The 15,143-nt window shown below is 62.9% G+C and carries 12 protein-coding genes and 1 riboswitch; of the genes, 9 read left to right on the plus strand and 3 right to left on the minus strand.

The features are described 5' to 3' along the window. The first annotated feature begins 5 nt into the window (after positions 1–5). Both K426_RS02595 and K426_RS02600 read left to right on the plus strand, forming a co-directional pair. Positions 6–680 carry an RlmE family RNA methyltransferase gene (locus tag K426_RS02595; RefSeq protein ID WP_066553367.1) on the plus strand — a complete coding sequence of 225 codons (675 nt, stop codon included), beginning with the start codon at positions 6–8 and terminating at the stop codon, positions 678–680. 120 nt (positions 681–800) lie between these two features. After that, entirely contained in the window at positions 801–2,309 is a 1,509-nt protein-coding gene (locus K426_RS02600) for a YifB family Mg chelatase-like AAA ATPase (protein WP_066553369.1), read from the plus strand. 56 nt (positions 2,310–2,365) lie between these two features. On the opposite strand, the gene K426_RS02605 is transcribed toward K426_RS02600, so the two are convergent. Continuing rightward, a complete protein-coding gene (locus tag K426_RS02605; protein ID WP_066553371.1) occupies positions 2,366–2,662 on the minus strand; it encodes a hypothetical protein in 297 nt (98 codons plus the stop codon). 83 nt (positions 2,663–2,745) lie between these two features. Beyond that, positions 2,746–2,856, plus strand: a riboswitch (TPP riboswitch). 57 nt (positions 2,857–2,913) lie between these two features. Here K426_RS02605 and K426_RS02610 point away from each other — a divergent pair. From K426_RS02610 to K426_RS02620, 3 genes are read left to right on the plus strand one after another with little or no spacing between them, the layout of a single operon-like run. Beyond that, positions 2,914–3,321, plus strand: coding sequence for a DUF2065 family protein (locus K426_RS02610; protein ID WP_066561253.1), 408 nt, complete (start codon positions 2,914–2,916; stop codon positions 3,319–3,321). An 11-nt stretch (positions 3,322–3,332) separates the two neighbouring features. Next, positions 3,333–5,231: a phosphomethylpyrimidine synthase ThiC gene (gene thiC, locus K426_RS02615; protein ID WP_269465589.1), complete on the plus strand. Its 1,899-nt coding sequence runs from the start codon at positions 3,333–3,335 to the stop codon at positions 5,229–5,231. Beyond that, entirely contained in the window at positions 5,224–5,673 is a 450-nt protein-coding gene (locus K426_RS02620) for a hypothetical protein (protein ID WP_066553374.1), read from the plus strand. Before thiC ends, K426_RS02620 begins: the two co-directional genes overlap by 8 nt. A 467-nt stretch (positions 5,674–6,140) precedes the next feature. Here K426_RS02620 and K426_RS02625 read toward each other — a convergent pair whose 3' ends face one another. Both K426_RS02625 and K426_RS02630 read right to left on the minus strand, forming a co-directional pair. Beyond that, complete coding sequence (locus K426_RS02625) at positions 6,141–7,217, minus strand: TauD/TfdA family dioxygenase (RefSeq protein ID WP_066553377.1); 1,077 nt, start codon at positions 7,215–7,217, stop codon at positions 6,141–6,143. Between the two features lie 120 nt (positions 7,218–7,337). After that, entirely contained in the window at positions 7,338–8,708 is a 1,371-nt protein-coding gene (locus K426_RS02630; RefSeq protein WP_066553379.1) for an MFS transporter, read from the minus strand. A 405-nt stretch (positions 8,709–9,113) separates the two neighbouring features. Between K426_RS02630 and K426_RS02635 the strand changes: the two genes are divergently transcribed. The 4 genes from K426_RS02635 (at position 9,114) to ygiD (ending at position 15,097) form a co-directional block, all read left to right on the plus strand. After that, complete coding sequence (locus K426_RS02635) at positions 9,114–11,540, plus strand: TonB-dependent siderophore receptor (RefSeq protein WP_066553381.1); 2,427 nt, start codon at positions 9,114–9,116, stop codon at positions 11,538–11,540. A gap of 175 nt (positions 11,541–11,715) precedes the next feature. Next, positions 11,716–12,894, plus strand: a complete 1,179-nt coding sequence (locus K426_RS02640) for an aromatic ring-hydroxylating oxygenase subunit alpha (RefSeq protein WP_066553384.1) — start codon at positions 11,716–11,718, stop codon at positions 12,892–12,894. After that, the gene (locus K426_RS02645; RefSeq protein WP_158511720.1) at positions 12,891–14,327 is read left to right on the plus strand and encodes an MFS transporter; all 1,437 of its coding nucleotides are present in this window, start codon (positions 12,891–12,893) and stop codon (positions 14,325–14,327) included. Before K426_RS02640 ends, K426_RS02645 begins: the two co-directional genes overlap by 4 nt. After that, on the plus strand, positions 14,324–15,097 hold the full coding sequence (gene ygiD / locus K426_RS02650) for a 4,5-DOPA dioxygenase extradiol (RefSeq protein WP_066553389.1): 774 nt from the start codon (positions 14,324–14,326) through the stop codon (positions 15,095–15,097). Before K426_RS02645 ends, ygiD begins: the two co-directional genes overlap by 4 nt. The last annotated feature ends 46 nt before the right edge of the window (positions 15,098–15,143 follow it).

Genomic DNA, 15,143 nt, shown 5'->3' on the forward strand with positions numbered 1-15,143 from the left:
GAGCTTTGAGAGGCACTGGCGCCGGCAAGGTGCGGGTCAAGACGGCGAAGGGACGGACGGCGCAGTCCACCCGCTGGCTCGAGCGGCAGTTGAACGACCCCTATGTCCGCCGCGCCAAGGCGGAAGGGTGGCGCAGCCGCGCCGCCTTCAAGCTGATTGAGCTGGACGAGAAGTTCCACTTCGTAAAGGGATCGCGGGCTGTCGTCGATCTGGGCGTGGCGCCGGGCGGCTGGGCGCAGGTGGTGCGCAAGCTCTGCCCCAAGGCGAAGGTGGTGGGCATCGACCTGCTGCCGACCGATCCCATCCCCGGCGTGACGCTGTTCCAGATGGACTTCATGGACGACAAGGCGCCCGCCTTGTTGGCGGAGGCTTTGGGCGATGCGCCGGATCTGGTGATTTCCGACATGGCGGCCAATACGGTCGGGCATGCGGCGACGGACCATCTGCGCACCATGGGGCTGGTCGAGGCGGCGGCGATGTTCGCGGTGGAAAATCTGCGCAAGGGCGGCACCTTCGTCGCCAAGGTGTTCGCGGGCGGCACGGACGCCGATCTGCTGGCCATCCTCAAGAAGCATTTCACCACGATCAAACATGCCAAGCCGCCCGCCAGCCGGAAGGGCAGCGTCGAATGGTATGTCGTGGCGCAAGGGTTCAAGGGGCGGCCTGAAGCCGAAAGCTGAACCGGCCGACGGGCGCGGGATCGCGCCTGCGATCAAGCCAAGACATTGAAATAACCTTGTGTTCCTGCGAAGGCGGGAACATGGCGGGGCAGGCCGAATGGCGCGCAGGGGGTTTTCGCATTGGTTTCGACGGTATCGACGGTCGCCTATCTGGGGCTGGAGGCGCGTGGCGTGGAGGTGCAGTGTCAGCTTGTGCCCGGCCTGCCCAATTTCATCGTCGTCGGCTTGCCCGACAAGGCCGTAGCGGAGAGCAGGGAGCGGGTGCGCAACGCCATTGCCGCCATCGGGCTTTCGCTGCCGCCCAAGCGGATCACCGTCAACCTGTCGCCCGCCGATCTGCCCAAGGAGGGATCGCATTTCGATCTGCCGATAGCCCTGGCCCTGCTAGGGGCGATGGGGGTGATCGATGCCGAGACGCTGGCGGGCTATGTCGTCGTCGGGGAGTTGGGGCTGGATGGCCGCATCGCGCCGACGCCGGGGGTGCTGCTCGCCGCGTTGCATGCCGGTGAGCGGGAATTGGGGCTGGTCTGTCCGGTGGCGCAGGGCGCCGAGGCGGCCTGGGCCGGGCAGGTCGAGGTGATCGCCGCGCCGGACCTGTTGACGATCCTCAACCATTTCAAGGGGACCGCCGCTTTGTCGCCACCCCAGCCGGGCGAAGTGGAACCGCCGGTGCGGACCGCCGACCTCCGCCAGGTGAAGGGGCAGGAGACGGCCAAGCGGGCGCTGGAGATCGCGGCGGCGGGCGGTCACAATCTGCTGATGATCGGGCCACCGGGTGCGGGCAAGTCGCTGATGGCGAGCTGCCTGCCGGGGATATTGCCGGAACTGACGCCGGGCGAGGCGCTTGAAACCTCCATGGTGGCGAGCGTCGCCGGGACGCTGGAGGGGGGGCGGATCAGCCGGGCGCGGCCCTTCCGCAATCCGCATCATAGCGCGTCGATGGCGGCGTTGGTTGGCGGCGGACAGAAGGCGCGGCCGGGCGAAGTCAGCATGGCGCATCTGGGCGTGCTGTTTCTCGACGAATTGCCGGAGTTTCAGCGGACCGTGCTGGATTCCCTGCGGCAGCCGCTGGAGTCGGGCGAGGTCACGGTGGCGCGGGCCAATGCGCATGTGACCTTTCCGGCGCGGGTGCAGTTGGTGGCGGCGATGAATCCGTGCCGTTGCGGGCATCTGGGCGATCCGGCGCTGGCTTGCTCAAGGGCGCCGCGCTGTGCGGCGGATTATCAGGCCAAGGTGTCGGGTCCGCTGCTCGACCGCATCGACCTGCATGTGGAGGTTCAGGCGGTGACGGCCGCGGATCTGGTCTTGCCGCCGCCCGCCGAAGGATCGATCGAGGTCGCGGCGCGGGTCGCGGCGGCGCGCAATGTGCAGACGCGGCGTTATGAGGGGACGCGCGTGCGGACCAATGCCGAGGTGGATGGCGAGCGTTTGGAGGATATCGCCGGGCCGGACCAGGCGGGGCGCGAACTGCTGGCGCAGGCCGCGGCGGCGATGAAGCTGTCGGCGCGGGGCTATACGCGGGTGCTGCGGGTGGCGCGGACGATCGCTGACCTCGCCGGGGCCGATCACGTCGGACGCGTGCATGTCGCGGAGGCGCTGAGTTATCGGAGAAGGGCGCCAGTGAATTGATCGGGGTGGATTGCGTGGTTAGCGGACATTGATGTTGGTCTGCGCGATACGGCCATTCACCCCTTGATCCGCCCCACCATCGCCTGCCCCACCACCCTCTGCCGCACATAGCGCCGCTTCAACAGCACGCTCGTCACCAGCAGCGGCACGCCAACGATAATGCAGATCGCCCCCAGCATCGGCGGCCAAAGCCCGAACAGGCTATGCACATTCAGCGCGGAAGGCGTCAGCAACAGCAGGAAGCCCGCCGTCAGCAGCCACAACCCCCAACGGCGCGGTCTGACCGCCACCATGCGCATCTCATGCCGGTGCGCCTTGCGCCCTTCTTTGGTGGACAGATCGGGATGCTTCATCGCGGGCCACTAAAGCGGAAAAGCCCACCAACTGTCCAGCGCCACAACAGGGCTTCCGTTCGCGCGCCGCATCGGCTATCCAAGCGCCATCCCCGGGGGACCGTCCACAGACGGTTGAGAGGCGGCTGACGTGGCCGCGACCCGCTGAACCTGATCCGGATAAGACCGGCGTAGGGAGGGAACGGCTTGTTCGCTTGCAGCAGCCCGCGCCCATCCTCCGCCCCAGAGCGCAAAAGGAGGACGGCACGCCCATGAACACCATTTCCGTTCTGACCCTGCGTCTGGCCGAAGCCATAGGCCTTTACATGATCGTCATCGGCATGGGCGGCCTCACCGCCCCGCAACGCTGGCGGGCGATGATGGATGATCTGGAGCGCTCGCCGGGTCTGGTCATGGCGTTGGGCTTCCCGGTCTTCGCGGTCGGGGCGGCGCTGGTGCTGATCCACAGCATCTGGCGCGATCCGCTCTCCATCATCGTCTCGACCATCGGTTATGCCGCCCTGATCGAAGGCGCGCTGCTGCTCGCCGTCCCCGGTCCGCTGATCAGGATTGGCCGCTGGTCGCTCAACTTCACCCGCGCCTGGGCGATCGTCTCGATCGTACTGGGCATCCTCCTGTTTCTCGCTGGCCTCACCGGCCGCGCCACCGTCATCGCCTGAAAGGAAAGCATATGGCCGACGTTGATTCGAAGATTGAACTGGCTTCCGATGGAAGCCAGCGGCCAGCCCGCACAGAGATGCGCGTCACCACCGGCCCCATCCGGGGCAGTCGCAAGATCCATGTCGGCCCCTTGAAGGTCGCGATGCGCGAGATCGACCTGGAACCGGGCAGCGGCGAGCCGCCCGTCCGCGTCTATGACACTTCCGGCCCCTATACCGATCCGAATGCGCGCATCGACATCATGGCGGGCCTCCCGCAACTGCGCCGCGACTGGATCATCGCCCGCGGCGATGTCGAGGAATATGACGCCCGGGCGATCAAGCCTGAAGACAATGGTCTCAAAGGCCCCGACCGCAGCGGCGGCGTCCAGCCCTTCCCGAACCTCGTCCAGCGCCCGCTGCGCGCCAAGGCCGGCGCCAACGTCTCCCAGATGCACTATGCCCGCCGCGGCATCATCACGCCGGAGATGGAATATGTGGCGGAGCGCGAGAATCTCGGTCGTGCCCGCCTCGCGGAATATGTGCGCGACGGCCATGACTGGGGCGCGGAAATCCCCGACTATGTGACGCCGGAGTTCGTCCGCGATGAGGTCGCGCGCGGCCGCGCCATCATCCCCAACAATATCAACCACCCGGAATCGGAACCGATGGCGATCGGCCGCAATTTCCTGGTGAAGATCAACGCCAATATCGGCAACAGCGCCGTCGCTTCGGACGTGGCGAGCGAAGTCGACAAGCTGGTCTGGTCGATCCGCTGGGGCGCCGACACGGTGATGGACCTGTCGACCGGCCGCAACATCCACGACACCCGCGAATGGATCATGCGCAACTCGCCGGTCCCGATCGGCACCGTGCCGATCTATCAGGCGCTGGAGAAGGTGGGCGGCATCGCCGAGGAACTGACCTGGGAAATCTTCCGCGACACGCTGATCGAGCAGGCCGAGCAGGGCGTCGACTATTTCACCATCCATGCGGGCGTGCGCCTGCCCTATATCCCGATGACCGCCAAGCGCGTCACCGGCATCGTCTCGCGCGGCGGGTCGATCATGGCGAAATGGTGCCTCGCCCATCACAAGGAAAGCTTCCTCTACGAGCATTTCGACGAGATCACGCAGATCATGAAGGCCTATGACATCGCCTATTCGCTGGGCGATGGCCTGCGTCCCGGTTCGATCGCGGACGCCAATGACGAGGCACAGTTTGCCGAGCTCTACACGCTGGGCGAACTCACCAAGCGCGCCTGGGAACAGGATGTGCAGGTGATGATCGAAGGCCCCGGCCATGTGCCGATGCACAAGATCAAGCAGAATATGGACAAGCAGCTTGAGGCCTGCGGCGAGGCGCCCTTCTACACGCTTGGGCCGCTCACCACCGACATCGCGCCGGGCTATGACCATATCACCAGCGGCATCGGTGCCGCGATGATCGGCTGGTACGGCACGGCGATGCTCTGCTATGTCACGCCCAAGGAGCATCTGGGCCTGCCCGACCGCGACGACGTCAAGGTGGGCGTGGTGACTTACAAGCTCGCCGCCCACGCCGCTGATCTGGCGAAGGGACACCCCGCCGCCAAGGTCCGCGACGATGCGCTTTCCCGCGCCCGTTTCGAATTCCGCTGGCGTGACCAGTTCAACCTGTCGCTCGACCCGGATACGGCGGAAAAATATCACGATCAGACGCTCCCGGCCGAAGGCGCCAAGAGCGCGCATTTCTGCTCCATGTGCGGCCCCAAATTCTGCTCGATGAAGATCACGCAGGAGGTGAGGGATTTCGCCGCGAAGCAGAACCAGCCCGCTGACAGCTTCCTCGCGGCGGAGGATGCCGAGAAGGGCATGGCTGAAATGAGCGAAATCTTCCGGCAGACAGGCAGCGAGCTTTATATGGGCGCCGGCGACCGGGAGCATGATTGAGGGGGCGGTCGTCTCGCGCTGGTTTGGCGTGAGTCGAATGGTGCTTTGGGCGGCCTTGACTCTGGTGTCAGCCGCCCTCGCTTTGGCGGCGCCCCGGCTGCCTGCCGAGGCAGGGGCGAAGCCTGACTTCTCCACCGTTCAAACGGCCGCTGCGGCCAAGGCGCTGGTTGCCAAGGGCAAGCTCGTGCCCATCCTTCTCTTCCCTGCTGAATTCGGGGGCGAAGCGATCCCGGAAAACATGATCTATATAACGCCCGGGGCGGCCGCAGCGCGAGAATTGCTGATCGGCACACTGACCCGGCTGATCAAGGAAGGAAGCATCGACAAGATGGAGGTGGAGCCCAGCTACAAAGGCCGCAGCTTCATCCCGACCGCGATCAGGATGAAAGCTTGGCACAGCAGCAAGCCCGGGAGCTTCGAACCGACCATCAGGGTCTGGTGATTGCGGGTGGATGGGGTCTTGCTTTGAGGCAAGCCATGGTCTCGCTAGAGCATCGTGCGGAAAAGTGGGAACCGACTTTCCGCTTAAAACGATGCGACAACAAGGAATTAGAGCGCGCGCCCTGCGTCTGATTTAGCGCAGCGCGCTCTAGAGGATGTCCTATGGGGATGGTGGCAATGTGAGAAAGGGCAAGATTCGGCCTTCGTGGTAGATGGGTGGTAGATGAGCGTGGTAGATTTTGCCTCATGGCGATGCGCGAAAAGAGCGCCGTTGGCGAGGCGATTGCCTGTTCGCGCAGACCCGTGCTCATCGCCGGCGCGGAAAGCATCGCCGCTACCTGAAAGCGGGTCGCCCGTATCTATGATTGAGATTTGCGTGCAAAAGCCTGTTGTCGCACTGCAATCGCGCCGGAACATCACTGCGTCGTGCTGACCTTCAGGAGATGCCGGGACTAATACGAACCCGGATCACAGCCCCCAATTATGCCTTGGATAGCAAATCTCCGAAATATGGTTCCGGTCCAGCTGCGCCGCGGCCTCAGACGAACGGTCGACTTTCTGGAATGGTTTTCCGAACCCGTCCACCAGAGGGCGCCCGGTGTCTCGCTTCAGCCACAGGCGCAACAGGTGACGCTTGCGTTCGGGTTGCGGGAAATCGACATAACTGGTGCGGGAATGCAGCGCTGCATAGTTCAGCAGCCACTGGACGTCGCCGGGCCGGAAATCCATGGTGACCGGCAGGCCCGGGACCAGGAAAATCTCGTCGAGAAGGTCCAGCAATTCATATTGCTGCGGCGTCATGCGGGGCACTTCGGGATAATCCTGGGCTGACCGGATCACGTTCGACCCGGCATACATACTGAAGACGCCGTCGATGAAGGACACCATGGGCGACGAATAATAGCGCGCCGGAGCATCATGGTCCTGCCGGTACCAGTCATAGTGCCAGACATCGTACATCAGCGGGGCCAGGTCCGGACGCCGCCGGACGATCTCATTGTAGATGGTGACGCCGCTAATCAGGATGGACGCGCCGCCTTCGCGCGCGCCGCGCAGGCACATCAGGCCGACGACGTCGCTGCTGTCCGAATGGAAGTTCAGGCGGTCGCGCGTCCGGCTGGGCAAGGCGGATGGATCGTCCATGGTCTTGTTGCTGGTCGCCACGACATGGTCGAACAGGTCACCCAGGTTATTCTGCTCCATCGGTTTGCCCAGATGCAGGCCAAGGAGGTAGAAGATCGCCGCGCTCAGCGCATCGGAATATAGTTCCGAACGTAACCCCCGGACCAGGACGAAGCCACGCCCATTGTCCATGTCCGCGGCCCAGCTGGCCAGGCCCCTTGCCGTGACGGGCAGGGGATAGCGGTCAGCTGTTATGGTACGAAGGTCGGGATCGTCCATCAGGAATTGCGCGCCGACCTTTTCGATCTCGGCGATCTCCTCTGCGCTCAGCATGTAGAGCCAATCGGTCGAATCATTGATTTCATCGCCCGTCCATGCGGCCGGGGAAGTAATGATGTTTGCCTTTTCGAATGTCTTCGTCATGCCGATTGCCGTTCCTTGACCATCATGGTTACGGGCGCAGACCCCTTAACCAATATCCTATCCCGCAAAGCCGTTCTCTTGAAGGCGGATGGGCTGTTCTGGAACCCGCAATCATTTGTCTTATTGCGTCGCTGCCCGTTGTGGCCGGTGTCGCGCTCCGCCGCGCCACAGATGGGACACCGCCAGGCTGCCCAGGATCATCACGACCGCCATGCAGATGGAAATGGTCCGCACGGACAGGCTGACTTCCACCAATATGCCGCCGATCATCGTCCCGGTGCCGCCGCCCAGAAGGCGGGCGAAACCCGTGACCCAGCCGACGCCGGTCGCCCTGATGTCCCCAGGATAGGAATTGGCAGTCAGCGCCTGTATCCCCGCGAAGCTGCCGTCCAGCAGGAAGAAGGTGATGAAAATCATCGTGACGCCAAAGGTGGGATTCGCGCCACTTGACCCCAGCAGCACGATCGCGACCCCCGTCAATATATAGGAAATGGTGAGAACCCGCGCCGCGCCCAGCCTGTCCATGACCAGGCCGATGACGATGGCGCCTGCGATGCTGCCGAATTTGCCGAGCGCGGTTATCATGCCCGTCGCGAACATGTTGGCCCCCGACTGGAGCAGGACGGTGGGCAGCCAGTAGGATGTGAAGAATTCCAGCGAATAGGCGGCCGACATGGCGAACCAGAGCAGGAACGTCATGACATGGCGTCCGTCGCGCAGGATCTGCGCCGCCGGATTGGCGCCCGATTCGGCCATGGTGCTGGCCGGTACGTGGAAATGTGGCGGGTGGTTTTCGCCGCGCGCGCTCGCCAGTCGCGAGCCGATGGAGGCGATCTGGGGCGAACCGGGGCGGTACCGCACAAGGAAGGAGAGCGATTCGGGAAGGCCCAGCGCCAGCAATATGGTCCACAGCATTGACAGGCCACCGCTGAAGAACAGGAGCGATTTCCATCCGAACACGGGAATCAGCAGAGCTGCTGCGATACCGGCCAGCGCCATACCCAGGGCGATGCCGGACATGGTCGCCATGATGATGACGGACTTGTGCCGCGCGGGCGCATAGTCGGCGGTCAGGCTGAAGGCGGTGGGCACGGCGGTGCCAAAGCCGATGCCAATCAGGAACCGCACGACGAACAGTCCGCCTTCGCTGCCTGCAAAGGATGTCAGCAATGTGCACAGGCCCATGAGGAAGCTGGATATGACCAGCAGCCGGCGCCGCCCGATCCGGTCCGAAAGCGGCGCGACCAGCACGGCGCCGATCAGCGATGCGATGACCGTGCCGGTGTAGATCGTGCCCAATATGGTGGGGGACAGGCCGTATTCCTGGCTGAGCGACGGGCCGACATAGCCTACGCCATAGGTGTCCATGCCCTCAATCAGCATCAGCATGCCGCACAATATCGGTACGCGCAGCACCAGCCCCTTCATCGGGGATTCGTCAATATATCGATCAACCAGGACCGAGGGGGATTTGCTGTTGCCGTTCGCCATGACTGTCCTTGTCCCGCACCTGCCTCTTGCCGACAGGGGGGAGCATAACCGGCCATCCGCGCGCCGTCGCGTCTCCAGGTCGCGCATAGTTGTCGCCACGCACCGGTTCTTTTGGATAAGCGTGAAGTGCGGGAGGCGAGTCTGATGCCAGAGGGTATCTGCGCTGCGCGCGGCAAGGGTGGGGAAAACCCGAAACTGATCGTTCTGGGGACGTTGGAAAAAGCAAAATATCATGTGGGGTGCGTCAGGAAGGTAAATGAGACCAACTATTCCGGTTGTTGAGTCAACACGCTTCGGTGGAACCCGTGGTTACGATCCTGGGGCAACCGTGCTTCGGGGGCTGGGATGCCAACAGGCCTCATCCCCCTGTGAAATTTCGGCACGGTCATTCAGGGAGTAAACGACATGCGGTTCCGTCACACCTTGCTTGCATACGCATCCTGCATCCCCGCCTTTGCCATCATGACGGCCCAGGCCCAGGAAGCGCCGGTGCCGACCGATAACCAGAAGACGCAGGAAACTGTGCGGGACGACACGGCGTTGCAGGCCATCGTCGTCACCGGCAAGCGCCTGGGCATCACCAATGTGCGTCCGACCGCGACCGTGAGCGGTCTGGAGCAGGAGGTGACCGAGATTCCCCGTTCCGTGACCACGGCGGACTCCGCGTTGCTCAAGGACATCCAGGTCCGCTCCATCCACGATCTGACGGCCGTTGCGCCGGGTACCTATACCGCCGCCTTCTATGGCGTGGCGGGCGCTGTGCAGATCCGCGGCAATGTGTCCGACAGCTATTATCGGGGCTTCAAGGGCATCAATAATATGGGCTATTACGAAACGCCCACGGAAAGCATCAGCGGCATGGAACTGGTGCGCGGTCCGGCGAGCCCGAACTATGGCGCGGGCAAGATCGGCGGCATGCTGAACCTGACGCCCAAGACCGATATTGCGACCTCTCTGAAGGGCACCACCGATTTCAAGGGGCTGGTCACTGCACAGGTCGGTTCCTATGGCGAACGCAAGGCGACGCTGGAAGGCGGCCTGCCGTTCAAGATCGGCGATCTGGACGCGGCGATCTATGCCTATGCCTATTATAATGATTCGGACAGTTACTATCGCCACTTCAGCCCGAACGACAAGGAATTGCAGATCGGCTATGCCATGGATCTGGGCGGCGGCACCGAACTGACCATCGGCGGACGCTATCTGGACCAGTCCGGCCATCTGGCGTCGCCCGGCTGGAACCGCCTGACCCAGAACCTGATCGACAACGGCAATTATCTGGCCGGTTCGCCGCTGGTGTCGTTGGCCGCGCCGGGCGCACAATCGCTGATGCCCGCACAACTGGCGCCCTACATCACCAGCCTGCGGCAGAGCACGAGCTTTGCGAACCCGCTGCCCCGTGGCACGATCAGCAATCTGACGCGGCTTGATCCGGCGACGGTCGAATATGTGAAGCTGTCGCGCCGGAACCTCAACACCTCGCCGCTGGATTTCAACGACAACAAGGTGTTCACCGCCTATGTCGACCTGATCCATAATTTCGACAATGGCGATCAGGTCAAGTTGCAGGGCTTCTATGAAGACCTGAAAAACGACATGTACAGTGCTGCCGGATCGGCTACTGCCGCCGATGGCGATGTCAAGGAAATCCGACTTTCCTATCTGGTGAAGCGCGATTTTGGCGAAGGGTTCGGTTTCCAGGCTATTGTGGGCGCAAACTATCGCGACTACAAAATCCACGATTTCCAGAACTATGGTCGCCAATATGTGATCTGGGACCGCAATGATATTTCGGCGGAACCCACCGCGGACATGATTATCAACAACCAGTATCTCAATCCCAATGGGCCGGTGTGGGATTTCCGCTATTATAGCCGGATCAAGTCGGTCGGCGCCTTCATTAACGGAGACATCACGCTGTTCGACAAGGCGCATATCCAGGGCGGCGCACGCATCGACGATTATAATATCCGTTCGCGCAATGACGGTCTGGTGACGTTCGGCGGGGCTTTGGGAACCGATTATTACGGGTCGAAGTCGCCGATCAGCTGGCAGGCCAGCCTCAATTACGAGCTGCCTTTCGGTTTCATCCCCTATGTGACCTATGCCAAGACGCAGAGCCTGGAAACCAACAAGGGCGGTGGCGTTGATCCGGCCCTGCTGATCGGCAGGAAATATCTGTCGCCGTCCGAACTGAAGGAGGCTGGCATCAAGGGCTCGCTGCTCGATGGCAAGCTGTTCCTGAGCCTTGCTGCCTACAAGATGAAGCGGCAGCAGCGCGATGCATTGTCGGGGGCCATCAATGAAGCGCACAGCAAGGGGCTGGAAGCGGAAATCCGCATGCAGGTGACGCCGGAATTCAGCCTGCTCGCTGTCGGTGCGCTGCAACAGACCAAGCGCCGCGGCTATGCCACGGTTCTGTTGAACGCCGCGCAGCTTGGCCGGGACGGGGCCGACATCTATGCGGCCGAATGGACTGCCGGGTCGACCAGCTTCACCGGCGCCACCGGCTATTATATCGACCGGGTGCTGCCCAAGGAGACCTTCAGCATTTTCGGGACCTATAAATTCCCCTTCGGCCTGAAGGCCAATGCCGGCATCAGCTATGTCGGGGAAATCAGCGGCATCGCGCCGGGTGCCGTGAAGGTTCCGGACTATGTCACGGCCCGCGCGTCGCTCAGCTACACGATCGACCGCTATACCGTCGACCTGTCTGTCGAAAACCTTACCGACAAGACCTATTTCTATCTTGGGCAGGACACCTACAGCGAAGTGGCGGCGATGCCGGGCATGGCTCGCGCATTCCACCTCCGCGTCGCAGCCCAGTTCTGACCGAGGGGCGTTCCGGGCACTGCACGGCCCGGAACGCCATTTCGTGCGGTGCAGCATAAAATCAAGAAAGCGAACGTTGCCGTCCATTCCCGAATGTCGCGCAGGATGAAACAATTCATGGCGGACCGGGAGCGGACGGCGAACGGGCCAGTCATGGAAATCTGGGATTGATCTGATGTCGAAAGTTTTGAACGACAGTTTCTTCGAGAGCATGAAAAGCTCGGTTCTGCCGGTGGACGAGGCAGAGATGCTGCCGCCCGCATGCTATACCGACCCGCAATTTTTCGAGTTCGAGAAGGATGCGATCTTCGCCAGGGAATGGCTGTGCGTGGGGCGCAAGGAATGGGTCGGCAAGCCGGGTGATTATTTCACCTCCATGCACATGGGCGAACCGATAGTCATAGCCCATGGCCGCGACGGTGAAATCCGCGCCATGTCGACAGTATGCCAGCATCGCGCGATGCTGGTCGCCGAAGGACATGGCAATACCCGTTCCTTCCTGTGCCCCTACCACCACTGGGCCTATGGGCTGGACGGCCAGCTGATCGGCGCGCCGGCGATGGAGCGGGCCTGCAAGTTCGACAAGAGCAAGATCAGCCTGCCCAAGTTCAAGGTCGAAATCTGGCTGGGCTTCATCTTCATCAATTTCGACCTGGACGCCGCGCCGCTCGCGCCGCGCCTGACGAAAGTGACGGAGGTGCTGGAACCCTATGATCTTGCCAATGCCGACACGTCCATGGACCTGGAGGAAGCAACCTTCCCATGGAACTGGAAGGTGATGTTCGAAAACAACAATGACGGCTACCACGCCAACCGGCTCCATGCCGGACCGGTGCATGACATCGCCCCGTCGGAATTGTGCGAATTTCCGCAGGATCTGCCGGAGGATACGGCCGGTTACTATCGCTACAATGGCACGGTCCACGCAGATGCGAGCTTCAATCCGACGCTTAAAGCCCTGCTGCCGACCTTCCCCAAGCTGACCGAGGCGGATCGCAATCGCCTGCTCTTCGCCAATGTGCCTCCGTCCCTGTCGCTCATCATCCGCAGCGACCTGGTCGCCTTCATCATCCTGCACGCCAACACCCACGACACCATCAGCGCCAAGCGCGGCTGGCTGGCGGCGCCGGGCGCGAGCCGGCAGCCCCTGTTCGCCGAACGGTTGAAGATCAACCTGGAAACCTCGGCCGAGATTGCCGAGCAGGACATTCATGTTGACGGATTGATCCCGATCGGCCTGCGTTCGCGCTATGCCGCGCGAGGGCGCTATTCCTGGCAGGAACAGGCCCAGCGCGAATTCAATGCCTGGCTGGTGAAGCGGTATCAGTCGGAATGGGACGCCCGCAAGGCGTGACGCGAAAGGGGACGACGCCTTCCCCGTCAGGGCAGGCGCTGGTCACATCGCCCGTTCGGACAGGCGGGGTGATGCTGGTCGGCGCCGCCTTGTTCATGGAGATGCTGGACGGATCGATCCTGACGACCGCCCTGCCATCCATGGCGCCCGAATTCGGCGTAGCGCCCGTTCAGCTCAAAATGGCCATCACCGGCTATCTGCTGGCGGTGGCGATCTGCATTCCCATGTCCGACTGGCTGGGCCGGCGGGTCGGCGGGCGAAGGTTGTTCATGGCAGCGCTTGCGCTGTTCGGTGCGACATCTGCGGCATGCATGGCCAGCCCCAATCTCGGCTTTCTCGTCATGACGCGCATAGTGCAGGGCGTGGCCGGCGCGATGATGGTGCCAGTCGGCCGGTTGCTGGTGCTGCGCGACCTGCCGAAAGGGGATCTGGTCCGGATCATCGCCATGCTGACCTGGCCAGCGCTGCTTGCGCCAGCTATCGCGCCGCCGCTCAGCGGACTGGTGGTCGAATATGCATCCTGGCGATGGCTTTTCGCCATCAACATTCCCTTCTGTCTGACCGCATTGGCGCTGGCGCCCTGGTTGTTGCCGCGATTGCCCCCTGAACGGCCGGTGTCGCTTGACTTTGCAGGCTTGGCGCTGTGGGTTGCGCTGGCGACGATGCTGGTGCTCGTGCTGGGCGATGCGACGCGCCTTGGGCCTTTGTGGACGGGAGTGGCGGTGTGCGGCACGGCGGCCATCGCCCATATGCTGTGGCGGCATCTGCGCCGCGCGGATCATCCGCTGCTGGACCTCACACTGCTCCGTGACCGCAGCTTCGCTCATGCCCTGCGGGGCGGCAGTGGCGTTCGCATAGCGATTTTTGCCAACCCTTTCCTGCTGCCGTTGATGATGCAGCTGGGCCTTGGTCTGTCGCCGGTCGATACCGGGATGCTGATGCTGATTGCGACAATGGGCAATATCGGTTTGAAGCCATTCACGACACCCTTGATGCATCGCTTTTCCTATCGCTCCATCCTGTTGGTGAACGGCCTGTTGTTGAGCGTGGGGTTTGGCCTGTTCGCCTTTCTTGACAAGGACACGCCCCGGCTGATTCTGATTGCGCTGCTGGTGGGTACCGGCATGGCCCGGTCGCTGCATTTTTCGGCGCTCAACACGCTGGCGTTCCGAACCGTTCCGTCCACGCACATGCCTGTCGCCAACATGATGTTCAGCGCCGTGATGCAGATGAACGCCGCGCTGGGCGTGGCGATGAGCGCGATGGCACTCCAGCTGTGGCCGGAATTGGCGGGCTCGGGTCATGGCGACGACATGGCGCCCTTCCGCTTCGCCTTTGCGCTGGTTGCGATCTGCACGCTTGCGGGGGTGCTTGACGTCCTGAAGCTGGAGCGCGAAGCCCGATCCACTCAACCTCTTGCGGAGATTCCATGACACCGGCACCTGCACTCTTCCTTGGCCATGGGTCACCGCGCGACGCGCTGAAGGATACGGCCAGTGCCCGGGCATGGGCCGAACTGGCCGGTCGTTTCCCGCGCCCACGCACGATCCTGTGCATATCGGCGCACTGGGAATGCAAGGGCGTGCTGGTCACGCGGGCGGAAAGCCAGCGCACCATCCATGATTTCTACCGCATGCCGGAGGAATTATACGCCATCCGCTATGACGCGCCGGGCGATCCCGACCTGGCCTTCGCTATCGAGGCGCGGCTGGAGGCGTTTCGCGCCCGTACCGATCTGGACAGCTGGGGGCTGGACCATGGCGCCTGGACGCTGCTGCGGGTGATGTATCCGGAAATGGATATTCCGGTGCTGCAACTCAGCATGGATGTCCGCCGCGACCCGGCCGGCCACCATGCCATCGGCCAGGCGCTGGCCGGGTTACGCGACGAGGGCGTGATGATCCTGGGGTCAGGCAATATCGTCCACAATCTGCGCGTGGAACGGCCGCGCGGCGATCATGTCTATCCCTGGGCACGAGCCTTTGACGATGCGGTTGTGGAGCGATTGAAGGCGGGCGACCATGCCGCGCTGATCGACTATGGTGGACTGCCGGGCGCGGCGGATGCGGTGCCGGAGAATGAGCATTATCTTCCGCTGCTCTATGTCCTGGGCGCCAGCCGTGACGGTGAGCGGCCGCATATCTTCAACCGGGAGATATTGTCGGCGGTGTCGATGACCTGCGTCGCCTACGGCATGGACTGAGGCCATTCGGGCGACGACCGGGGAACGGTCATCGCCCGCACCCCGC

This window comes from Sphingobium sp. TKS, from assembly GCF_001563265.1.
Classification (GTDB): domain Bacteria; phylum Pseudomonadota; class Alphaproteobacteria; order Sphingomonadales; family Sphingomonadaceae; genus Sphingobium.